The organism is Janthinobacterium psychrotolerans (assembly GCF_001677885.1).
Classification (GTDB): domain Bacteria; phylum Pseudomonadota; class Gammaproteobacteria; order Burkholderiales; family Burkholderiaceae_D; genus Janthinobacterium; species Janthinobacterium psychrotolerans.
In genome coordinates, this window is sequence record NZ_LOCQ01000033.1 from 13,843 (window position 1) to 35,751 (window position 21,909).

At 65.2% G+C, this 21,909-nt stretch carries 21 protein-coding genes; 8 read left to right on the forward strand and 13 right to left on the reverse strand.

Annotated features, from left to right (window positions below; genetic code table 11):
- The first annotated feature begins 34 nt into the window (after nt 1-34).
- Together ASR47_RS01610 and ASR47_RS01615 are read left to right on the forward strand one after the other, a co-directional pair.
- The gene (locus ASR47_RS01610) at nt 35-652 is read left to right on the forward strand and encodes an LON peptidase substrate-binding domain-containing protein (protein ID WP_065306023.1); all 618 of its coding nucleotides are present in this window, start codon (nt 35-37) and stop codon (nt 650-652) included.
- 147 nt (nt 653-799) lie between these two features.
- Nucleotides 800-1,543 (forward strand): DNA-binding protein, encoded by a 744-nt coding sequence (locus ASR47_RS01615; protein WP_065306024.1) that lies wholly within the window; start codon nt 800-802, stop codon nt 1,541-1,543.
- Between the two features lie 134 nt (nt 1,544-1,677).
- Here the strand turns inward: ASR47_RS01615 and ASR47_RS01620 are convergent, their stop codons facing one another.
- Complete coding sequence (locus ASR47_RS01620; RefSeq protein WP_065306025.1) at nt 1,678-2,025, reverse strand: DUF1294 domain-containing protein; 348 nt, start codon at nt 2,023-2,025, stop codon at nt 1,678-1,680.
- A gap of 132 nt (nt 2,026-2,157) precedes the next feature.
- Between ASR47_RS01620 and ASR47_RS27770 the strand changes: the two genes are divergently transcribed.
- Nucleotides 2,158-2,796 (forward strand): chemotaxis protein CheB, encoded by a 639-nt coding sequence (locus ASR47_RS27770; RefSeq protein ID WP_245714228.1) that lies wholly within the window; start codon nt 2,158-2,160, stop codon nt 2,794-2,796.
- Nucleotides 2,797-2,805: 9 nt separating this feature from the next.
- A complete protein-coding gene (locus tag ASR47_RS27775; RefSeq protein ID WP_245714229.1) occupies nt 2,806-3,141 on the forward strand; it encodes a hypothetical protein in 336 nt (111 codons plus the stop codon).
- A gap of 12 nt (nt 3,142-3,153) precedes the next feature.
- On the opposite strand, the gene ASR47_RS01630 is transcribed toward ASR47_RS27775, so the two are convergent.
- Nucleotides 3,154-3,612, reverse strand: a complete 459-nt coding sequence (locus ASR47_RS01630) for a DUF2141 domain-containing protein (protein WP_082988656.1) — start codon at nt 3,610-3,612, stop codon at nt 3,154-3,156.
- A gap of 26 nt (nt 3,613-3,638) precedes the next feature.
- On the opposite strand from ASR47_RS01630, the gene ASR47_RS01635 reads away from it, so the two are divergent.
- Nucleotides 3,639-4,160, forward strand: coding sequence for a sterol desaturase family protein (locus ASR47_RS01635; protein WP_065306026.1), 522 nt, complete (start codon nt 3,639-3,641; stop codon nt 4,158-4,160).
- Here the strand turns inward: ASR47_RS01635 and crtB are convergent.
- From crtB to trpS, 8 genes are all read right to left on the reverse strand, one after another.
- A complete protein-coding gene (gene crtB, locus ASR47_RS01640; protein ID WP_065306027.1) occupies nt 4,069-5,037 on the reverse strand; it encodes a 15-cis-phytoene synthase CrtB in 969 nt (322 codons plus the stop codon). The two genes, ASR47_RS01635 and crtB, sit on opposite strands and share 92 nt — an antisense overlap.
- Nucleotides 5,034-6,524 carry a phytoene desaturase gene (locus ASR47_RS01645; RefSeq protein ID WP_065306028.1) on the reverse strand — a complete coding sequence of 497 codons (1,491 nt, stop codon included), beginning with the start codon at nt 6,522-6,524 and terminating at the stop codon, nt 5,034-5,036. Before ASR47_RS01645 ends, crtB begins: the two co-directional genes overlap by 4 nt.
- A complete protein-coding gene (gene crtY, locus ASR47_RS01650; RefSeq protein WP_065306029.1) occupies nt 6,521-7,708 on the reverse strand; it encodes a lycopene beta-cyclase CrtY in 1,188 nt (395 codons plus the stop codon). The genes ASR47_RS01645 and crtY overlap by 4 nt, the downstream gene beginning before the upstream one ends.
- Nucleotides 7,701-9,029 (reverse strand): glycosyltransferase, encoded by a 1,329-nt coding sequence (locus ASR47_RS01655; protein WP_082988658.1) that lies wholly within the window; start codon nt 9,027-9,029, stop codon nt 7,701-7,703. Before ASR47_RS01655 ends, crtY begins: the two co-directional genes overlap by 8 nt.
- Nucleotides 9,019-9,999 carry a polyprenyl synthetase family protein gene (locus ASR47_RS01660; protein WP_065306030.1) on the reverse strand — a complete coding sequence of 327 codons (981 nt, stop codon included), beginning with the start codon at nt 9,997-9,999 and terminating at the stop codon, nt 9,019-9,021. The genes ASR47_RS01655 and ASR47_RS01660 overlap by 11 nt, the downstream gene beginning before the upstream one ends.
- A gap of 183 nt (nt 10,000-10,182) precedes the next feature.
- Nucleotides 10,183-11,403 carry a voltage-gated chloride channel family protein gene (locus tag ASR47_RS01665; protein ID WP_065306031.1) on the reverse strand — a complete coding sequence of 407 codons (1,221 nt, stop codon included), beginning with the start codon at nt 11,401-11,403 and terminating at the stop codon, nt 10,183-10,185.
- Nucleotides 11,396-12,991, reverse strand: coding sequence for an aminotransferase class V-fold PLP-dependent enzyme (locus tag ASR47_RS01670; protein WP_065306032.1), 1,596 nt, complete (start codon nt 12,989-12,991; stop codon nt 11,396-11,398). Before ASR47_RS01670 ends, ASR47_RS01665 begins: the two co-directional genes overlap by 8 nt.
- 4 nt (nt 12,992-12,995) lie before the next feature.
- On the reverse strand, nt 12,996-14,069 hold the full coding sequence (trpS, locus tag ASR47_RS01675) for a tryptophan--tRNA ligase (protein ID WP_245714230.1): 1,074 nt from the start codon (nt 14,067-14,069) through the stop codon (nt 12,996-12,998).
- A 290-nt stretch (nt 14,070-14,359) separates the two neighbouring features.
- On the opposite strand from trpS, the gene ASR47_RS01680 reads away from it, so the two are divergent.
- Nucleotides 14,360-16,315 carry a CocE/NonD family hydrolase gene (locus tag ASR47_RS01680; RefSeq protein WP_065306033.1) on the forward strand — a complete coding sequence of 652 codons (1,956 nt, stop codon included), beginning with the start codon at nt 14,360-14,362 and terminating at the stop codon, nt 16,313-16,315.
- A 10-nt stretch (nt 16,316-16,325) separates the two neighbouring features.
- On the opposite strand, the gene ASR47_RS01685 is transcribed toward ASR47_RS01680, so the two are convergent.
- The 3 genes from ASR47_RS01685 to ASR47_RS01695 all read right to left on the reverse strand — a co-directional run bounded on the left by ASR47_RS01685 (nt 16,326) and on the right by ASR47_RS01695 (nt 19,343).
- Complete coding sequence (locus tag ASR47_RS01685) at nt 16,326-17,162, reverse strand: substrate-binding periplasmic protein (RefSeq protein WP_065306034.1); 837 nt, start codon at nt 17,160-17,162, stop codon at nt 16,326-16,328.
- Between the two features lie 128 nt (nt 17,163-17,290).
- Entirely contained in the window at nt 17,291-18,568 is a 1,278-nt protein-coding gene (locus ASR47_RS01690) for a TCR/Tet family MFS transporter (RefSeq protein WP_065306035.1), read from the reverse strand.
- A 100-nt stretch (nt 18,569-18,668) separates the two neighbouring features.
- The gene (locus ASR47_RS01695; RefSeq protein ID WP_065306036.1) at nt 18,669-19,343 is read right to left on the reverse strand and encodes an HD domain-containing protein; all 675 of its coding nucleotides are present in this window, start codon (nt 19,341-19,343) and stop codon (nt 18,669-18,671) included.
- Nucleotides 19,344-19,544: 201 nt separating this feature from the next.
- On the opposite strand from ASR47_RS01695, the gene ASR47_RS01700 reads away from it, so the two are divergent.
- Together ASR47_RS01700 and ASR47_RS01705 are read left to right on the forward strand one after the other, a co-directional pair.
- Entirely contained in the window at nt 19,545-20,036 is a 492-nt protein-coding gene (locus ASR47_RS01700) for a chemotaxis protein CheW (protein ID WP_065306037.1), read from the forward strand.
- Between the two features lie 177 nt (nt 20,037-20,213).
- On the forward strand, nt 20,214-21,839 hold the full coding sequence (locus ASR47_RS01705) for a methyl-accepting chemotaxis protein (RefSeq protein WP_065306038.1): 1,626 nt from the start codon (nt 20,214-20,216) through the stop codon (nt 21,837-21,839).
- The last annotated feature ends 70 nt before the right edge of the window (nt 21,840-21,909 follow it).

Here is a 21,909-nt window from a genome sequence, read left to right on the forward strand (position 1 = left end):
TGCACGCCGCGCGCATTCATGCCATCATGAGGGCATGACCTCGATACCCTTGTTCCCGCTCAATACCGTGCTGTATCCCGATGGTTATCTGCCCTTGCAGATCTTCGAGGTGCGCTACCTGGACATGATACGCAAATGCATCACGGGCGAGCAGCCCTTCGGCGTGGTGCAGCTGCTAGACGGCGCCGAGGTGCGCAAGCCTGGCCAGCACGAGACGCTGGCCCAGGTCGGCACCCTGGCGCGCGTGATCGACTGGGCCGCGCCCTTGTCCGGCCTGCTGCAGATCAAATGCATGGGCACGCAGCGCTTCCAGATTGTTTCCAGTGAGCAGATGAAAACCGGCTTGTGGATGGCGCAGGTCGAGTTATTGCCCGGCGATAGGGCGGTGCCGGTTCCGCGCGAACAGCAGAACGTGGCCGACGCCCTGGGCGCCCTGATCCGTACCTTGCAGGAACAAAAAATTCCCATGGACCAGATGCCGATCCAGCCGCCGTACCGGCTCGATGAATGCGGCTGGGTAGCGAATCGCTGGTGCGAGCTGCTGTCGCTGACGCCGGTGCAGAAGCAGTTGCTGCTGAGCCAGGAAAATCCCGTGCTGCGGCTGGAATTGATCCAGGACACGCTGTCCGACAATGGCTTGCTGGAGGAGTAAAGGCGGCCGGCATCACCTGGATCAAGCTTCTGTTGTGCAATTGCAATTTCTGTTGAGAAATACTTTACGCTATGCCGCCGCTGGCATAAGATGATGCCCCAGAGCAATGCGGCTTCCCGGCCACAGGCAACGTAGACGAGAACGATCATGGCAAAAGCAGGCGTGGAACAGATCAATGCGGCGATGGATGCGATGGCGGCCGAAGGCCAGGCCATCACGGTGCGCGCGCTGCGCGAAAAACTCGGCGGCGTCGCCTGCCTGGGTACCATCAGCAAGTTGCTGCAAAGGCGCAAGGCCGGCGCCCAGCGCCAGATCGCCGCCGCGGCCGAACTGTCGCCCGTGCTGCGCCAGGCCATACTCGATTTTGTAGGACAGGAATTGACCGCCAGCCAGACTGCGCATGACGCCGAGATGAACGACAATCAACAGGAACTGATGGACCTGGCCAGCGAGAACGAGCGCCAGCAGGAATTGCTCGAGCTGCAGGCCGGCGAACTGGAGACCTTGCGCGCCGAACTCGAGCGCGAGCGCCAGGTGGCCAACCAGGCCCGCACCGACCTGGCCAAGGCCCAGCTGCGCCTGGAAGGCCTGCCGCGCCTGGAAGAAGCGGCCGAGCAGGCGCGCATGGACCTGGCCAAGGCGCAGTTCAAGCTCGAAGGCATTCCGCGCCTGGAAGCGGCGGCGGAAACGGCGCGCGCCGAGCTGATCGCAGCCCAGCTGAAACTGGAAACCCTGACTCGCGTGGAAACCGAACTGGCCACGGCGCGCCTGGAACTGGAAGCCGAACGCGAAGAACTGGGAGAGACGCGCGCCGAACTCGATGAAGAGCGCACCTTGCGCATCAAGGCGCAGCAATTCATCGTCGATCCCATCTTCAAGACCCCTGTCTGAAGGACACCTGACCAAACCTGCTGCGCATCGGTACAGGCAGCCTGCGATGCTCACCGTGCCTTGGCACGGTTGCGCTTCTTAGCCGTCTATCCTTCCGCTCGCTACGGTTTTGTCAGGTGTCGAGACGCAAGTTGTTATCCATTTATCTGAGCGTACTGTAGCGTCATCCACGCAAACCCCGCCATATTGAGCACCACGGTCATCCAGAACACCACCTGGAACGAACGCTTGGCCGTCTTGTGGCGCAGCCATTGCCGGGCCAGCAGGGCGCCTGGCCAGCCGCACAACAGGCCCAGCAGCCACAGGGTTTTTTCCGGCGTGCGCCAGGCCTTGGCGCGCGCGGCGCGCTTGTCGATGGCATAGGCGGCAAAACAGGTGATGCTCATCACGCCATACACGCCCGCCACCAGCGGCGGCAGCTGAACCAGCACGGTGGCGGCAAGATACAGCAAGGCGAACACGGCAAGGACAAAATAGGACATGGCGGACCTGGAAGCGAAGTGAGCCGCATTGTAACGGTAGTCCCGGCTACGCACCTGTGTTAGCAAGCGCACGGAGGACGCGCGCGCGCGCTTTCACAATGGCTGCATGAACACTGGGGAAGGAAGACGGTCGTGCAGCCCTTGATAGCAATCGGTGCTTCCGCCGGCGGCATGGAAGCCTTGTCCACCATTTTTGCCGCCTTGCCGGCTGATTTTCCCGCCGCCATCCTGGTCGTCACCCACGTCGGTGCGCGCAAGAGCCTGCTGCCCGCGCTGCTGGCGAAAACCTCGGCCCTGCCGGTGCGCCATGCGCAGGACCGCGAACCGATACGCCCTGGCCGCATCCTGCTGGCGCCGCCCGACCTGCACATGCTGGTATCCATCACGGCCGGCCAGCCCATGGTCGAGCTGACCCGGGGGCCGCGCGAAAACCATACGCGCCCGGCCATCGATCCGCTGTTCCGCTCGGCCGCCGCCGCGCTGGGACCGCAGGTGGTGGGCGTGATCCTCAGCGGCTATCTCGATGACGGCACGGCCGGCCTGCAGGCCATCAAGGCCTGTGGCGGCATGGCGCTGGTACAGGAGCCGGAAGACGCGGTGGCGCCGTCGATGCCGGACAGCGCGCTACGCAACGTGGCGGTCGACCGGCGCTTGCCGGCAGCCGGGATCGCCCCGGCGCTGCTGGCGCTGGTCAAGGACATGGCCGCGTCAGTTGCGGACAGGACAGAGGCGCCGGCCTGGATCGCCGTGGAAAACCGTTTTGCGAGGTGAGTGGGCAATATGGAGCAATTACAGAAAATCGCCACGCCGTCGACCTTCACCTGCCCCGAATGCCAGGGCACCTTGTGGGAACTGCGCGAGCCGCAGCCACAGCGCTTCCGCTGCCACACGGGCCACAGTTTCATGGCCCGCATCCTCGGCGAACTGCAGCACGAAAAAGCCGAGGACGCCATCTGGGCCGCCGTGCGCGCGCTGCAGGAAAAGGAGCAGCTGTTTGCCAGCCTGGCCGCCAAGGCCACCGCCTGGCTGCATCCGGGCGCGGCCAGCGAATACACGCAAAAGGCGCGCCAGGCCAGGGAGCAGGCCGAGCTGTTGAAGCGGGTGCTGCTGGCCTGACTTGTGCGCGTTTTAGTGCAGCTTGATCTTCACCGCCATGTCGCCGTCTTCCACCGCGATGGCGGCGTCGGCAAACTTGGGCGGGCCGAAGCGGCTGGCCGCATCGCGGCTGAAGCCGTAGTCTTCCTTGGGGATGCCGATCATGTTGCGGTCCAGTTCGGCATTGCCGTTTTCATCGTGATAGGCCAGCACGGCCCAGGTGCCGGCCGGCACGTTGGCCACCTTGAGCACGGTTTCCCCGGCCTGCGCCGGCGCCGAGGCCGTATGCACGCACTGTTTCAGGAATCGTTCCTGATCGCAGACGGCCACGCGGATCTGTCCCTTGGCGTTGCTGATATTGGTCACGTGCACTTCGATACTGGCGGCCAGCGCCGCGCCGGAGGCCAGCAAACCGCCGTACAGCAGGGCGGTGGTGGCCACGATGGCGGCGATTGTGCGGTGTGCGGGCGCTGCTATGGTAGGCTTGCTCATCTTCTTGTCACTCCTGTTAAAAACAAATGTTAATCAATGCATTGATCGTGCTGGCCACCGTGGTGTTCATGGAGCTGTTCTCGGTGGTCGCGCACAAATATGTGATGCACGGTTTCGGCTGGGGCTGGCACCGCTCCCACCATGAACCACGCAGCGGCTGGTTCGAAAAAAACGATTTATATGCGGTCGTCTTTGCCGGCATCGCCATCGTGCTGATCTGGCTGGGCACCGAAGGGCGCCATCCGCTCGAATGGATAGGCGCCGGCATGACCGCCTACGGCATGCTGTATTTCATTGCCCATGACGGCCTGGTGCACCAGCGCTGGCCGTTTCAATATGTGCCCAGACGCGGCTACCTCAAGCGCCTGTACCAGGCGCACCGCATGCACCACGCCGTGCATGGCAAGGACGGCGCCGTCTCCTTTGGCTTTCTGTATGCGCCACCGGTCACGCAGCTCAAACGGCAGCTGCAGGCCCTGCATGGCGGTCCGCTGCGCGAGTCGGCCGCTGCCACAGCGCCGCAGGACGCGCAGACCCCGGCTTCCTGAAGCGCGACGCCAGCGCGTCGGCGCCGCCGCGCAGCAGCAGCCATAATTTGGTGGTGCGCGAGGTGCCCACCCGTTCATCCCAGGCGCTCGCGCCACGCGCCTTGACCTCGATGCCGATCTGGCGATACACGCGGTGCGCGGTGGCGATCGCCCATGCCGAACGCAGGGGCAGCGCGGCCAGGCCTTGCGTGGCCGACGCGTAATACGGTTCGGCCTCATCGACCAGGCGCGCCGCCACCGTGGCCAGCGCGGCGCGTTGCTTGGGCAACGCCAGCTCGGCCTGGGCAATACCGGCCTCGCGCAGCCATTGCGCGGGCAGGTAGCAGCGCTCGATGTGCGCGTCGTCGACGATGTCGCGCGCGATATTGGTCAGCTGGAAAGCGATGCCCAGGTCGCAGGCGCGGTCCAGCACCGCAGGGCCGCTCGCGCCCATGATGGTGGCCATCATCAGGCCCACCACGCCGGCCACGTGATAGCAGTAGCGCAAGGTGTCGTCCAGCGTTTCATAGCGCGCTTCCTGCACGTCCATCGCAAAGCCGGCCAGATGGTCGAACGCGTATTGCGGCGCGATCTTGCAGCGCAGCGCCACTTCCTGGAAGGCGGCAAACGCCGGCTCGGCCATGGCCTCGCCCGCATAGGCGCGGCGGGTTTGCGCTTCGAGCCGCGCCAGCGCTTCGGCGGCGGCGAGCGCATCGAGCGGGACGGCGGCAAAGCCCAGTTCCTGGCCATCGACGACGTCGTCGCAATGGCGGCACCAGGCGTACAGCATCAGCACGCTGCGCCGCACCTCGGGCGCAAACAGGCGCGCGGCGGCGGCAAAGCTTTTCGAGCCCACCGCAATCGTCACGGTGGCGTGTTCCAGCAGCGCCTCGCTCATTGTGCGGCGTCCTCGAGCATCAGGCCGGCCGTGGCCTTGGCCGAACCGATCACGCCCGGCACGCCGGCGCCGGGATGGGTGCCGGCGCCGACCAGGTACAGGTTCGATACATCGCGGTCGCGGTTGTGCGGGCGGAACCAGGCGCTTTGCGTGAGGATCGGTTCGAGCGAAAAGGCCGAACCCACATGGGCGTTGAGTTCATCGCGGAAGTCATGCGGCGTGAAGATGCGGCTGGTGACGAGCTGGCTGCGCAGGCCCGGCATGTAGCGCTCTTCCAGATAGTCGAAAATGCGGTCGCGGTAGCGCGGCCCTTCCACGTCCCAGTCGATATCGGCGTTGCCCAGGTGCGGCACGGGCGCCAGCACGTAGTGGCTGCCGCAGCCCGGCGGCGCCAGCGACGGATCGGTCACGCAGGGCGCGTGCAGGTACAGCGAAAAATCGTCGGCCAGCTGCTGGCCCTTGAAGATATCCTTGATCAGGCCTTCGTAGCGCGGGCCGAAGCACACCGTGTGGTGGCGCAGCTGCTCATGGTGATGGTCGAGGCCGAAATACAGCACGAACAGCGAATTGGAAAAGCGTTTCTTGCTCAAGGAGGCCGCTTCGGACACGCCGCGCGGATGGTGGCCCAGCAGCGAGCCGTAGGTGTGCACCACATCGGCGTTCGAGGCCACCATCTGCGCCGGAAACACGCGCCCGTCTTCCAGGCGTACGCCGGTGGCGCAGTTGCCGCTGGTGTCGATGCGCGCCACCGAGGCGTTCAGTTCGATGCGCCCGCCCAGGTCTTCGAACAGGCGCACCAGCGCCAGGATCAGTGCGCCGGTGCCGCCGCGCGGAAACCACACGCCCCAGCGCCGTTCCAGCGCGTGGATCAGCGTGTAGATCGAGGAGGTGGCGAACGGGTTGCCGCCCACCAGCAGCGAATGGAAGGAGAACGCCTGGCGCAGATGGTCGTCTTCGATAAAGCGCGAGACCATGCTGTAGACGCTGCGCCAGGCCTGCAGGCGCGCCAGTTGCGGGCCGGCCGCGATCATGTCGCGAAACGACAGGAAGGGCACGGCGCCCAGCTTCAGGTAGCCTTCCTCGAACACGGCTTTCGAATACGCGAGGAATTGCTGGTAGCCGGCCACGTCTTTCGGGTTGCGCGCGTGGATCTGGCGGTCCAGCGATTCCTGGTCGTTGACGTAATCAAAATGGTGGCCGTCTTCCCAGCACAGGCGGTAGAACGGCGCCACCGGCAGCATCTCGATATAGTCCGACATCTTCTTGCCGGCGACCGTGAACAATTCCTCGATCGCGGTCGGATCGGTGATCACGGTGGGGCCGGCGTCGAACACGAAACCCTGGTCTTCATACACATAGGCGCGCCCGCCCGGCTTGTCGCGTTTTTCCAGCAAGGTCGTTTGCATGCCGGCCGCCTGCAGCCGGATGGCCAGCGCCAGGCCGCCAAAGCCGGCGCCGACAACCACCGCTTGTTTTGCATTGTTCATTCAGGTTTCCTGATCTGGTGAGGGTGGAATTTGAGTGCGGCGGACATGGCTTGGCCGACCGGCACGGGCGGCTTGCCCGAGACCAGCCGCAGCTGGTCGGCCAGGGTCAGCCTGCCCGCATAAAAACGTGAAATCAGCGGCGCCGGCAGATGATAGAAGCGGCGCATCACCTGCCAGCGGTGATCCGCTTCGCCGGCCAGAAACAGCATGCGGTTGAGCAGGCGGAAAAATCGCTGGCCGCGCCAGGCGTGCAGGGCGCAGGCGCGGATCACGCCAAACAACGGCTCCGCGTCGAAGGTATCGAGCGCCGCGATGCGCTCGGCCAGGCGCGCCGCATGCGGCAGCGAGTAGCCGGTGGTCGGGTGGAACAGGCCGGCGCGCAGCCCGGCGCAGGGCTGGCCCTGCAGGTCGTCCCAGAAGCCGTCGATGTCGCCGGCCAGCACGATCGGCAAGGAGCCATGTTCTTCGCGCAGCAGCTCGGCGATGCGCCAGCCGCGCGCGGCGGCATAGGCGGCGATATTGGCGCGCAGGCGCTCCGGTTCCCAGGCGCTGGTGTCGACATAATGCGTGTCTTCGATCAGCACGCGGTCCGGTGCGAACGGCAGCACGTAGACAAAGCGGTAGCCGCCTTGCTGCGCCACGCTGGCGTCCATGATGATGGGCGCTTCCAGGCCATGCGGCGCGGCCAGGCGCACTTCCTGGCCCAGGAACGTCTGGTAGCCAAGCGCCAGGCGGCGGCTGGCTCGCATGCCGCGCCCGTCGATCACGGCGCGCGCCTGCAGCACCTCGCCATCGGCCAGGTGCACCGAGGTGGGCGTCAGGCTGGCGATCGCCGTGCCCAGGCGCAGGCAGTCGCCCAGCGCCGCTTCGATCACGCGCGCGAAGTCGCCGGACGCAATGCTGGCGTAGCCGCCGGCCAGGGTGCGCGCATGGCCGGGAAACAGCACCTCGTAGCCGGGCCAGCGGTGCGACAGCAAGGGCGACAGCCATTCGAGCTGGGCCTGGGTGACGTCGCTGTCGTGAAAGGACCAGGTATGGTTGCCGCCCAGTTGCCCATCGCGCTCGATCAGCAGGATGCGCAGGCCGGGGCGCTGGGTGCGCAGGCGCCAGGCGATCAGGCCATTGGCCAGGCCGCCGCCGACCAGGATCACGTCGTAAGGGACTGCCGGTGCGGACTTATGCAAGTGCCGCTCCCGCGTCGTGGCCGGATGTCTGCAGCGCCGCTTCGACCAGGTCCGCCGCGCGCGCCGTGCCGCCGGCCGTGCGCACGGCGTTGGCCAGTGCGGTGCAGCGCCGGGCGAATGCCGGTTCGTCGAGCAGGCGGCGCAGCTGCGCGGCGATGCGTGCCGGGCTGGCCCAGCGCGCCGAGGCGCGCAAGCCGATGCCGGCATGCGCGATGCGCGCCGCAACGCCGGGCTGGTCAAATGCGATCGGCACGGCCAGCACCGGCGTGCCGGCGGCGATCGCGTCCATCACCGTGTTCAGCCCGGCATGCGAGACCACGGCGTCGGCGCGCGCCAGCACGGCTTGCTGGTCGGCAAAGGCGCAGACCCAGGTGGCGCCTGCCTGTTTCAGTTGTTCGCACTGGAGCGCATCGAGGCCGCCGCAGTGGGCCACCAGCAATTGCGCACCTGCCAGACGGCACCCTTTTGCAATGCGCAGCAGCAGCGCGTGGCGGTGGCCTTGCAGGGTGCCGAGCGAGGCGAAGATAAACGGGCGATCGGCGCCCACCTCGGCCAGGTCGGGCGCACCGCTGGTGTCGATCGTGCGGCTGCCGCCCGGCGCGCCGCGCAGCGGCCCGACATGGTGCAAGTGGGCAGGCGCTTGCAAGCGTGGAAAATCGAAACCGGCCACGGTCTGGCTCAGTTGCAGCCATGGCGACAGCCAGTCGTGCATGCCGTCGCGTACTGGCAATCCCAGCGCTTGCGCGTTGGCCGCGATGCTGCGCCGGTGCGGCGCCATCAGCCAGTCGTAGACGTCGCTGCTGCCCTGGCACATGCGCACGGCGCGCTCGTCGCGGCCGGCCGCAAACGGCATCACGGGCAGCGGCACGCCCGCTTCGCGGTTGATCGGCAGCGCGCAGGCCACGGAAATGAAGGGCAGCGACAGCGCTTGCGCCACCATGCCGGCGGCCGCTTCCATCTGGTCGCCCAGTATCACGTCGATGCCCAGGCTTTTTACGGCTTGCGGCAGCTCGCGGCAGAACATGCCGGTGGTGTCGGCCATGTCGCCGATCACGCGGCGCAGGCCCCATGGGCTGCCAGGATTGGCGGCGCGGCGCAGCGCGGCGGCCAGGGTGCCGGCCGGGTGGCTGGACCGCCCCAGCGCATGAAAGCCGATGCGGGCGTCGCCGAGCCACCTGGCCGCTTCGGCGCGGTGCAAAAACGTGACCTGGTGGCCGCGTTCGATCAGCGCCACCGACAATGCCTCCATCGCGCTGAAGTGGCTGGGAAAGGCCGGCGCCACCACGCCGAAATGGCGCATGCGCACCGTTTCAGCCGCCATGTGCGGCGGCCAGCATGGGCGTCGCGGGGCTGGAGGCGGGCGCCGGCGCGGCAAAAAAACTGCCCAAAAAGCTGCGCGTGCCCTGCCGTGTGCCGACCGCGTCGGACAGGTGGCGGTCCGCTTCCTGCAGGTGGTGCGACAGGAGGCGCTGCGCCTCGTCCACGCCCAGGGTGGCCAGCAAGGTGGCCTTGCCCGCATCGAGGCCGACGTCCTTGCCGGTGATGGCGCTGTCGTTGCCAGGCAGGTCTTTCAGGTCGTCGCGGATCTGGAATGCCTGGCCGGCGGCCAGCGCAAAGGCGCGCAGCGACTGCGTCACGCGCGCGTCGCTTTGCGCGATGATGGTGGCCATGTCGACCGTGGCGCCCAGCAGTACGCCGGTTTTCAGCTGGTTGGTCATGGCGATATCGGCGGGCGAGCGCGCGGCGCCGCCGTGCAGGTCCTGGAATTGTCCCTTGGCCAGACCTTGCGCGCCGACCGCTTCGGCCAGCGCCGTCACCAGGCTGGTGCGTACCAGCGGTTCGAGGTCGGTGGCCGAGGCGATGATGCGAAACGCGCGGCTGAGCAGGGCGATCGAGGCGAGGATGGCGACATCCTCGCCATATGCGACATGGATCGCCGGTGCGCCCCGGCGCAGCCTGGCGTCATCCATGCAAGGCATGTCGTCGAGCACCAGCGAAGAGGCATGCACCAGCTCCACCGCGCAGGCCACGTCGATCAGCGCCGGCGAGGCACAGCCGAGGTCGCGCGCGATGGTCATCAGCAGCAGGGGACGCAGGCGCTTGCCAGCACCGAGCGCAGCCGCACGCATGGACAGGGTCAGCAGGTCGCCGCCGTCGGCGCCATTGCCACCATCGGCGAGCAACTGCCGCATCCGCTCTTCGAAGCGGCGCTTCATGGCCTCGTGGTCCTCCGCCGCTACCGCGTGGAGCTCGTTGATGGCGACACCGAAGCGTCGTCTTTCTGTGGTCATGCACTGGTCTCCCGTTAGCGTGGCTGGAACAAGCCGGACTGTCCTTCCAGGAGTGTATCGGAGTTCTGGAAAACATGATGGTTCTCGCTCGAATCAGGGTGTGCTGGCTAACAAAAAACCCTGATGCGGCACGGACATGAAAGCAAATCATAGCCGCGCAAGCGCCGCCTGCCTTGTGCCATGTCACCGAGTCGCCGCGCTGGCGGTGGTTTGCGCCCGGTAAATTCCGGTTTTTCCAGAACACAAATACGCGATCACGCAGGCCAGCGCCGCATAGGCGCCGATTTCTGGTCCGAACAATTCCATTGCCATCACGGTCGAGGCCAGTGGCGTATTGGCCGCGCCGGCAAACACCGCGACAAAGCCGACCGCCGCCAGCAAGCCCACCGGCTGGTGCAGCAGCGGCGCCAGCGCATTGCCCAACGTGGCGCCGATAAAGAACAGCGGCGTCACTTCGCCGCCCTTGAAGCCGCTGCCCAGCGAGACGATGGTAAACGCCATCTTGGCCAGGAAATCATGCGCGGGCAAGGGCAGATGCAAGGCATCGACGATGGTGGGAATGCCCAGGCCGATATATTTGTCGCTGCCCAGCAGCCAGACCGCCAGCGCGACTACCACGCCGCCGACGAATGGGCGCAGCGGTGCGTAGGCGATGGTGCGCTTTATGGCCAGCGCCAGCGCATGGGTGGCGCCGGCAAACAGCCGGGCGGCCAGACCGAACAGCACGCCGGCGATCGCCATCGCGCCCAGGCTCCAGGCGGTCATGGCAGAAATAACAGGCAAGGCGGCGATGGCGTAATGGGTGTGATGCACGTGCAACAGCATGGCCCACAGCAGCACCACCTGGTCGGCCAGCAGGGCGGCCACCAGGCAGGGCAAGAGGCCGGCGTGGCGCGAACGGCCCACCGCCAGCACTTCCAGGCCGAACACGGCGCCGGCCAGCGGCGTGCCGAACACCGCCGCAAAGCCGGCGCTGATGCCGGCCATCAGCACCATGCGCCGGTCCGCCGCATCGAGGTGGAAGCACCGCGTCAACTGATCGGCCAGCGCGCCGCCCATCTGCACGGCCGTGCCTTCGCGCCCGACCGAGGCGCCGAACAGGTGCGACACCACCGTGGCGCCCAGCACCAGCGGCGCCATGCGCAGCGGTATCGGTTGGTCGGGGGTGTTGATTTCCGTGATCACCAGGTTGACGCCGCCTTCGACCTTGCTGCCGTAGCGCAGATAGAGCCAGCCCGTGGCAAAGCCGGCAACTGGCAGCAGCCAGATCAGCCAGGCATGCGCCTGGCGGGTGCCGGTGGCCCAGTCCAGTGCGAACAGAAACCAGGCCGAGGCCGTGCCGGCCAATACGGCGACCAGGGTGGCCAGCAGCAGCCATCTGGCCTGCAGGCGCAGCTTAGCCACGCAGGTCTAGCTCATTTGCCAGCGCCTGGCCGATCTGGCGCTGTTCGGCCAGGATGGCGCGCAGGTGCTGCGGCCGGGTCCTGACGTTGGTCATCACCACGCGCAGCACATTGGTCGGGCCAGGGTAGCGCGTCGATTCGAGCACGGTGCGCGACACAAAGCTGCGGCCCTCGGCTTTCTGGCGGTTCTGCAGTCTGGCGTTGAGCGTGTTGAGCCGCTGGTTCAGCGCCAGTGCCGCGTCCAGCTCGCCACCGGCCAGCAGATGCTCCATGCGCTGGCGCAGCGGCTTTGGTACATAGCGGTAGGTCAGAATAAAGGTGTCGGAGCGCGTGACCAGCTCGAAATCCTGCTGGTCCGCCAGCAGGTCCTGAAATTGGCCGCTCAGGGTGGCTGCCTGCTCCAGCAAGGTGGTGTAGCCGGACACGCCCAGCACCTTGAACGAGGTCCACAGTTTCAGGGCGTCGAAGCGGCGCGAGCCTTCCAGCGAGGTCTGGCCCAGGTCGCCCGAGTTGTCGCGCAAGATGTAATTGGCGTTGTGCTTGAGCAGGTTCAGGCTGGCGCTGTCCTTGAACAGCAGCATGCTTTGCGCCATCGGCACCCACAGCAGTTTATGGCCGTCGATCACCACCGAGTCGGCCTGCGCGATGCCGTCGTACAGATGGCGGAACTGTTCGGCGACCAGCAGCGCGCCGCCCCAGGCCGCGTCGACATGGAACCAGATCGCTTCGCGCGCGGCAATTGCCGCCATGGCGGCCAGCGGGTCGATGGCGCCCGTCTCCGTGGTGCCGGCGATGCCGATCATGGCGACGATTTTGATCCTGCGCGCCGTCAGATCCGCAATCGTCGCTTCCAGCTGCTCGACATCGATGCGGTTGTCGCGGTCGACCGGCACCAGGTGCAGCGCCGCTTCGCCGAGGCCCAGGGTGGCCAAGGCTTTTTTCACGGAATAATGGCTGCGCGCCGAGCCGATCACGGCCAGGCCGGCGTGGCCCGACTCGTGCAAAGTGGCATACAGGCCGCGCTTCCTGGTGCCGGGCAGCTGGTGTTCCAGCGCCACGGCCAGCGCCGTCAGATTGCCCATGGTGCCGCCATTGACGACATTGCCCAGCGCGCCGCTGGTGGCCGCCATTGCCTGCGCATAGACGGCGTCATCGTGCCGGTATACCTGGCGATGCAGCCAGCCCAGCAGCTGCTTTTCGATCAGGGTCGATACATACGCCGTTTCGATCTTGACCTGGTTCTGGTTCAGCGCAGCCGTAAACGCTTCCGCCAGCACGCTGACCCAGGGCAGGGCCTGCGTCATGTGGCCGATATAGCGCGGGTGGTTCAGCTGCGCCGTATTGGCCAGCACCGTGCTGTCGAGTTCGCGCAGGAAATCCGTCACCGGCATGCCCTCGGCCGGTAGCCGCGTGTCGGGCAACTGCGCCAGCAACTGCTCGAACGGCACGTGCGGGTAGGGCGCCTCGCGCGCGCCGGCCAGCCAGCCGCCCAGCATGGCCAGCGCCTGCTGCAACGGTGCCGGCGCCTCCTGCAGCGCATCGATGGAAAAATGCCGCCGCAGCAGCTGTTCGATAGGGGTGTCGCTCATTGCATCAGAAATAGTTCAGGCCCAGCGCCGATTTGACTTCGTCGGCCGTGCGGGCCGCCACTTCACGCGCGCGTAACGTGCCTTCTTTCAGCATCTGGATGACCTGGCCCTTGTCCTTGGCGAACTCTTCGCGGCGGGCCCGGATCGGCGCCAGCATTTCCTGCAGCACCACTTCCAGGCGTTTCTTGACGATGCTGTCGCCCAGGCCGCCACGCACATAATGGGCTTTCATTTCTTCCAGCGCCGCTTTTTCCTGGTCGAACGCGTCCAGGTAGATGAAGGCCACATTGCCTTCCAGGTGGCCAGGGTCGGCCACGCGCAGGTGCAGCGGGTCGGTATAGACTTTTTTCACGGCGGCCGTGATTTCTTCGGGCGTCGCACCCAGGTTGATGGTGTTGCCCAGCGACTTGCTCATCTTGGCCTTGCCGTCGATGCCGGGCAGGCGGCCGATTTCCGGCACCAGCGCCTTGCATTCCATCAGCACTTCGCGGTGGTACATGCGGTTGAAGCGGCGCACGATTTCATTGGTCTGTTCGATCATCGGGATCTGGTCTTCGCCGACCGGCACCACGCCGGCCTTGAAGGCCGTGATGTCGGCCGCCTGGCTGGCCGGGTAGGTGAGGAAGCCGGCCGGAATATCGCGCTCGAAGCCGCGCAGGCGGATCTCTTCCTTGACGGTCGGGTTGCGCTCGAGGCGCGCCACGGTGACGATGTTCAGGTAGTAAAACGTCAGTTCGGCCAGTTCGGGTATCTGCGACTGGATAAAGACGGTGGTCTTGCTCGGATCGATGCCGACGGCCAGGTAGTCGAGCGCCACTTCCACCACGTTGCGGTGGACCTTGTCGATATCGTCCATATTGTCGGTCAGCGCCTGGGCGTCGGCCAGCATGATGAACTGCTTGTAGTCGTGCTGGTAGGCCACGCGGTTGCGCAGGCTGCCGACGTAGTGGCCCAGGTGCAGTGGTCCGGTCGGACGGTCGCCCGTCAGGATCACCGATTGCGAGGCGATGGCGGCGGCCGACAGCGGCGCGGCGGCTTCTGCGGTGTCATTGGTATCGGGAGTATTTGGCAAGCTCATCAAGTTTCCTTTCGAGCCGCCTTGTCGGGATGATCCAGGATTTTCCCTGTTACGCCACCGATCGAGGCGGCGTTGATCAAAATCACATCACTATGCAGTGGCCGCGCGGAGTGAGCGGGACCACCAATTCGAGCAAGCGTGTTGTGACTGGATAAAATTCATGGCGGTATGGTTGCAGTTTGACAGCGGTCTGTCAAGCCGCCCGGCAGATTTATCTGCCGTGATGGTTTTGTATAACAGGTATTATTGCTCGTTGGCTATTTTGGCCTGTCCTGATCAATGGAGTTCACATGCGTGTCGCGCCACCCGTCCGGCTTGCCGGTCTTGCCCTGATGACCCTCCTCGCCATGCCGGCCTTCGCGCTGGCGCAAACGCCGCCGATGACGCCCGATATCGGCGCCAGGCTGGTCATGCCCGACCTGAACGACTACGTCAGGCGCGTGGTGATGATCCCCATGCGCGACGGCGTCAAGCTGTACACGGTGATCGTGGTGCCGAAGGATGCGAAGCGCGCACCGATCATGCTCACGCGCACGCCGTATAACGCGGCGCGCCGCGCCCAGCGCGCCACCAGCGCCAGCATGCTGGCGACCTTGCCGCAAGGCGACGACACCCTGGTCGAGAACGGCTATATCCGCGTGTTCCAGGACGTGCGCGGCAAGCATGGTTCCGAGGGCGAGTATGTGATGACGCGCCCGGTGCGCGGTCCGCTCAACAATACCAAAGTCGACAATGTGACCGACGCCTGGGACACCATCGATTGGTTGTCGAAAAACATACCCGAGTCGAACGGCAAGGTCGGCATGCTCGGTTCTTCCTACGAGGGCCATACCGTGCTGATGGCGCTGGTCGACCCGCACCCGGCGCTGAAAGTGGCGATCCCCATGAGCGCCATGGTCGACGGCTGGCGCGGCGACGACTGGTTTCACAATGGCGCCTTCCGCATGCCCAGCTTGTCCTACCTGGCCTGGCAGACCAGCGTGCGCGGCAGCGCCGAGTCTCCGGTGCTGGGCGTGTACGACGATTACGAGGCCTATCTGCGCATCGGCTCGGCCGGCGATTTCGCCAGAAAGTTCGGCATCGACAAGCTGACCTACACCAAAAAACTGTTCGAACACCCGGCCTACGACAGCTACTGGCAGGAGCAGGCGCTCGACAAGATCCTCGCCGGGCGGCCATTGATTGTGCCGACCATGCATGTGGTGGGCCAGTGGGACCAGGAGGATATCTACGGCGCCTACGCCGCCTATGCGGCGATGGAAGGAAAAGACAAGCTCAACAACCTGAACTACCTGGCCGTCGGCCCATGGCGCCATAGCGGCGTCAACTATGAAGGCAGCAGTCTGGGCGCCTTGAAATTCGATGGCGACACGGCGCGCCAGTTCCGCGAAAAGGTGATGCAGCCGTTCCTGAATCAATACCTGAAGGACGACGCGCCGCAGGCGAACACGGCGCCTGTGGTGTCCTACCAGAGCGGCACCAACCGATGGCAGCGGTTGCAGCGCTGGCCGCTGGCCTGCGACACCTGCGACACCCAACTGACCGCGATTTATCTGCAGGACGGAAACAAGCTGGGCTTTGACGCGCCGCCCGGCGCACCCGAGGCCGGTGGCGCGTTCGACGAATACGTGGCCGATCCGGCCAAGCCGGTGCCGTTCGTGCCGCGCCCGGTGCGCCTGAACGATGGCGATGTGTGGAAGCCATGGCTGGTCAGCGACCAGCGCGGCTATGCCGACCGCACCGACGTGCTCAGCTATGTGTCGGCGCCGCTGAAAGAGGCCGTGCGCATCGCCGGCGCACCCATGGTCAACCTGTTTGCCAGCACCAGCGGCAGCGATGCCGACTGGGTGGTGAAACTGATCGACGTATACCCCGATGAAGTGCCGTCGCAGCCGGCCATGGGCGGCTACCAGCTAGGCGTGGCGATGGATATCTTCCGCGGCCGCTACCGCGACAGCCTGGCGCATCCGACGGCGATACCATCGGGCAAAGTCGAGCGCTACCGCTTTGCGCTGCCGAACGCCAATCACGTGTTCCTGCCCGGCCACCGCATCGCCGTGCAGATCCAGTCAAGCTGGTTCCCGCTGTACGACCGCAATCCGCAAACCTTTGTGCCGAATATCTTTTTGGCCCAGCCCGGGGACTACAAAAAGGCGACCCAGCGCGTGTATCACGCGCCAGGCAGCGCCAGTGCGGTCGAGTTGCCGATCATCTCGGCGCAGGAGGCGGCGCAGGTGGCGCGCTAGGCTGGCGTGTTCAGCGCGGCCGTATGCTCATGGACAGCAGTTCGGGGCGGTGGTTGCGCTGGAAGCTTTCCATCAAGGTGCCCGAGCGGCCGGCTTTTTCCAGCAGTTCGCGCAGCACCGCCTGGTCGTTCGCACTGAGCGACTTGCGCGAGATATAGGCGCCGGAGAGGCCCCACGGCAGCTCGGGCAGCGCTTCGAGGCGCAGGCGCTCGGCCAGGCCATGGACGCGCGCGTCGTTTTGCACCGCGCCCGACAAGATGGTCGGGTTCATGATGGTGGCGTCGATAAAGCCGCTTTGCATCAGGCGCGCGATCGACAGCGCGTCGACTTCATAGAACAGGCGGCCCTGGCTGCCCAGTTCCCTCGCCACGGCCTGGTAGGAAGGGCCGTAGTCGTAGCCGCGCACCAGCGCCACGCGCAGTTCGCGCCGCTCGATCAGTTCCTGCATGCTGGTGACCGGTTCGCGTCCGCCCTGCAGGGAGATGAGCAGCGGGCGGTTGCCCAGCAGCGGGATGAACAGGCCGTGCTGGTCGCGCCTTGGCGTGCTGCTGGCCGGTATCAGCAGATCGGCCTTGCCGGTTTCAAACAGCGCTTCCAGGCGCGCGCGCGGCACCACGGTGAAGACGAAGTTGCAGCCCATTTTGGCGCCCAGCGTGCGCAGCATGTCGGGATAGATGCCACTGACAGTGGTGCCGGCGCCGACGACGCTGGCGCCGATCTGCGAGACGGGCACATGGATGTCGCGCGAGCACTCGGCCCAGGCCAGCATGGGCAGTGCCAGTGCTGGCAATGCCAGCGACAATGCGGCCGTGGTGCGGCGCCAGGCGCTGCGATAAAGATCAGTCATACCATCCTTGCTTGCCATCGGCATGCGCTTTTGTAAGGCGCGGCCGATATTGCGGTTATCTGCGATGTCGTCTCTTATTGTAGCCCACTTCGCCTGTTCATTTCCCTATGGAAATATTGCGCCGCCGTCTATTTGATGGTGGAAACCACCAGGCGCAGGCCGCGCCGCGCCTTGAAGTAGCGCCAGGCGACGATCATGCCCAGCGTCTGCATCAGGGCGCAGACAAAAAAGGTGCTGCCGATGCGCCAGTCATCAGCCGGCAGGTGGCTCACTTCGCCGAGGATCAGGCTGCCCAGCAGCGGCATGATAATGATGCCCAGGCTGCTGATCGACTGCAAGGAACCCATCAGTTCGCCCTGTTCGCTGGCTGCCGAGCTTTTCGAGATGATGCCTTGCAGCGCGGGGCCGGCGGCGAACGCCAGCAGGTTGCACAGGATCAGCGCATACATCATCCAGCCCTGCGTGGCCAGGCCATACAGCAGATAGGTGAGGGCGCCCGAGGCCATGCCCAGCAGCGACAGGCGCACCTCGCCCAGGCGCTTGATCAGGATGCCGAGCAAACCGGCCTGCACCACCGCCGCGCACAGGCCGACGCAGAACAGCGCGATGCCGTTCTGGCGCGGCGTCCAGTCGAAACGGAAGTGGGTGTACAGCACCCAGGTGGTGTTGAGCATCATCTGCGCGAACGTCATCAGGCCGAAGGCCAGCACCAGGCCACGGATCTCCACGCGGCGCGCCAGCTTGACCAGGGCCGCGAACGGATTGATGCGGGCCAGCGTGAATGGCGCGCGGGAGCCCTGCGCCAGCGACTCGGGCACGAAAAAATAGCCGTACACGAAATTGGCCGCCGACAGGCCGGCGGCGACAAAGAACGGCAGGTGCAGGTTGATATCGCCGAGCAAGCCGCCGAGCATCGGGCCGCAGATAAACCCCAGGCCGAAGGCGGCGCCGATCTTGCCGAAGCTTTTGGCGCGGTTGTCCGGGGTGGAGATATCGGAGGCGTAGGCGGAAGCGACCGACATGCTGGCCGACGATACGCCGCCGATAATGCGGCCGATAAACAGGCACGCCAGGTTCGGTGCCCAGCCGGTGGCCAGGAAGTTCACGCACATGCCTGCCATGGAATAGAGCAGCACCGGCCGGCGCCCGACGCGGTCGCTGATGGCGCCCAGCATCGGCATGAAAATGAACTGCAACAAACCGAAGACGGCGGCCATGATGCCGTACCACATGGCTTGCTGGTCCTTGCCATCGACAAAGTCGCCGATCAGGATGGGCAGCACCGGCACCACCAGGCCGATGCCCAGCATGTCGATAAACACGCAGACCAGGATGAAATTGAGATTGCCGGCGCGCACAGGCGGTGCCCTGGGCGGGGAAGAGTCGGGCGTGGCGTGGTCGGGCATGCAAGCTTTCGTCGCGCGCCTTGCGGCCATGAGGGGCGCAGGGCTGGAATGGTCAGACTTTGTATTATAGACAGCACGCGCCGCGCTGGCTATTGCTCGCTCATTGCCCTTTTACATCAGATGCTGGCGGTGCCGGCGCCCATTCCTCGGCAAAGGTGGCGCGGAAATCGAGCAGGATCTGCAAGCGCCGTTCGGCCAGCGCGCGCCCGGCCGGCGTTTGCATCTTGCCGGGCAGCTTGTCGAGTTTGGTGACGATATGGTCGAGCGAATAGGCCTTGTCGTCGAGCGTACGGTGCAGCGCCAGCGGGTCGCTGCCATGGGCCAGCGCGCTGTCCATGCGGGCCGCCGTATAAAACATGCGCGCCAGGCCGACGGCGCCGAGCGCGTCGATCCGGTCGGCGTCCTGCACGATTTGCGCTTCGATGGTGGTCGGCGCCAGGTTGGCCGAAAAGCTGTGGCTCTCGATGGCGTGTGCGACGGCCGGCAATTTGTCTTCCGGAAAACCGAGTTCGGCCAGCTGGCGGCAAGCCAGCGCGGCCGCCTGGCGCGAGGCCAGGTGGCGCTCGGCATGGTTTTTCGGCAGGTTGACCAGGTCGTGCAGATAGCAGGCCGCCATCACCACCAGCGCGTCCGCTACCGGGTGCTGCTCCAGCAGGGCGCCGGCATTGCGCCATACGCGCTGCAGATGGTTGATGTCGTGGGCGCTGTCGTTGCCCAGGCCGGCGCCGGCCAATGCCAGCAGGCGCGGCTGCCAGTGTGAAAGCAAAGCTTGCATGGTGTCGGATATCGAAATGAAAGCCGTTAGTGTGGCATGAAATGGCTATTGCGGCATGCACGATGTTCTTTTTTGGTGCAATGAATATTTATATGCTGTAATATTGCTTCATTGCAATTCCCGTGCATTATTTAATAATTTTCACGCCGTGTGCGCAGCACCGCTTTCATGCGCGCACGTTGTCCATTCCAAAGGAACACCATGAACACCATTTCCAGCGAGCCAGGCGCCATCGTTGCCAAGGCCGCCGAATACCTGGCCTTTACCCTGGGCCAGGAAGAATATGGCATCGATATTCAAAAAGTCAGCGAAATTCGCAGCTATGAAACCCCGACCCGCATTGCCAACGCCCCCGAATTCGTCAAGGGCGTGGTCAATCTGCGCGGCATCATCGTGCCGATCGTCGACATGCGCATCAAGTTCAACCTGGGTACGCCCAGCTACGACCAGTTTACCGTTGTCATCATCCTCAATATCGGCAACCGCGTGGTCGGCATGGTGGTCGACCGCGTCTCGGACGTGACAACCTTGCTGCCGGAACAGATCAAACCGGCGCCCGACATGGGCCGCTCGATCAATACCGAGTACGTGATAGGCCTGGGCACCATCGACGAGCGCATGCTGATCCTGGTCGATATCGACCAGCTGATGTCGAGCGCCGACATGGGCCTGATCGAAAAACTGGCGGCCTGATCCACCAGCTTCTTCCGCGTTTTTACCCCGCATTTCCGGGGTAGCCAAGGCGCATGGTTTGCCCGCAAACCGTGCGCTTCTTTTCATCATTGCCCGCTTCCTCCAGCAGCCATCCGGTACGCATAGCGTCGCCGCGATACTGCTCGCGCAGTCGGCCAGTGCTTCTCGGGATTTCACATGAACTTATTCAGAAACGTCGGCATCGGTGTGCGCCTGGGCGCCGGCTTTGCCATTATCTTGCTCTTTTCCATGCTGATCACCGGCATCAGCGTCTGGCGCCTGCACGACGTGGCGGCCGACACGCGCGCCATGATGGAGCAGCCGCTGGCCAAGGAACGCCATATCTCGGACTGGTACAGCCGCATCGACAGCGCCGTGCGCCGCACCATCGCGATTGCGCGCAGCTCGGACACCTCGCTGAGCGCGTATTTTTCCGAGGAATCGAAAACCTCGTCGGCCAGCTCGGCCGAACTGCAGAAGAAGATCGAGGCGCTGATCGACCAGCCGCAGGAACAAGCCATGTTCGCCGCCTTGCTGGAGCAGCGCAAGGTGTACCTGAGCTCGCGCGACCAGGTCTACAAGCTCAAGGGCGAAGCGCAGGCCGACGCCGCCAATGAGGTGTTTGAAAAAACCTTTGTGCCGGCCGCCGCCAGATACCAGAAAATGGTGTTCGACCTGCTGGAACACCAGCGCGCCGCCATCGACGCCACCGCGCGCGATATCGACGCGGTCGCCGTTACCAGCCGCAACCTGCTGCTGGGCCTGGCGGCGCTGGCGCTGGTGTTTGGCGTGGTGTGCGCCTGGCTGCTGACGATCGGCATCGTCCATCCGCTGCGCACGGCCGTCGCCGTGGCGCGCCGCGTGGCCGACGGCGACCTGACGGCGCGGATCGACGCCAGCGCCCACGATGAAACCGGGCAGTTGCTGCGGGCCCTGAAAGACATGAACGGCAGCTTGCTCAATATCGTGGCCGAAGTGCGCAGCGGCACCGACAGCATCGCCACCTCGTCGACGCAGATTGCGGCCGGCAACCAGGATTTGTCGAGCCGTACCGAGCAGCAGGCCGGCTCGCTCGAAGAAACCGCCTCGTCGATGGAAGAGCTGACCTCGACTGTGAAACAGAATGCCGACAATGCGCGCCAGGCCAATCAATTGGCGGCCTCGGCCTCGCAAGTGGCGGTCAGGGGCGGCGAAGTGGTGGCGCAGGTGGTCGGCACCATGGAGTCGATCAATGCCTCGTCGAACAAGATCGTCGACATTATCGCGGTGATCGACGGGATTGCTTTCCAGACCAATATCCTGGCGCTGAACGCGGCGGTGGAGGCGGCGCGCGCCGGCGAGCAGGGGCGCGGCTTTGCGGTGGTGGCGTCCGAAGTGCGCAACCTGGCGCAACGCTCCAGCCAGGCGGCCAAAGAAATCAAGAGCCTGATCGGCGCCTCCGTCGAGCAGGTCAATGCGGGCAGCATGCTGGTGGCCCAGGCCGGTTCGACCATGAACGATATCGTCTCCAGCGTGCAGCGCGTGGGTGACATCATTACCGAAATCACGGCCGCCAGCAGCGAGCAGAGCGTGGGTATCGACGAGATCAACCGGGCCATCGGCCAGATGGACGCCGTCACGCAGCAAAATGCGGCGCTGGTCGAAGAAGCGGCGGCGGCTGCCGAATCGATGCAGGACCAGGCGCACAAGCTGGCGCAGATCGTCAGTGTCTTCAAGCTTGACCACAATACGGCGGCGCGCGCCGTGGCGGCCACGCCACGCCCTGCAGCAGCGGCGGCCCTGCGCCTGGGCGGCACGCGCTAGTTGTTCTCTTTCCCCGGCGGCGCGCGTCCATGCGTGCCGCCTGCAACAGCGCCGTATTCCCGGCTTGCTC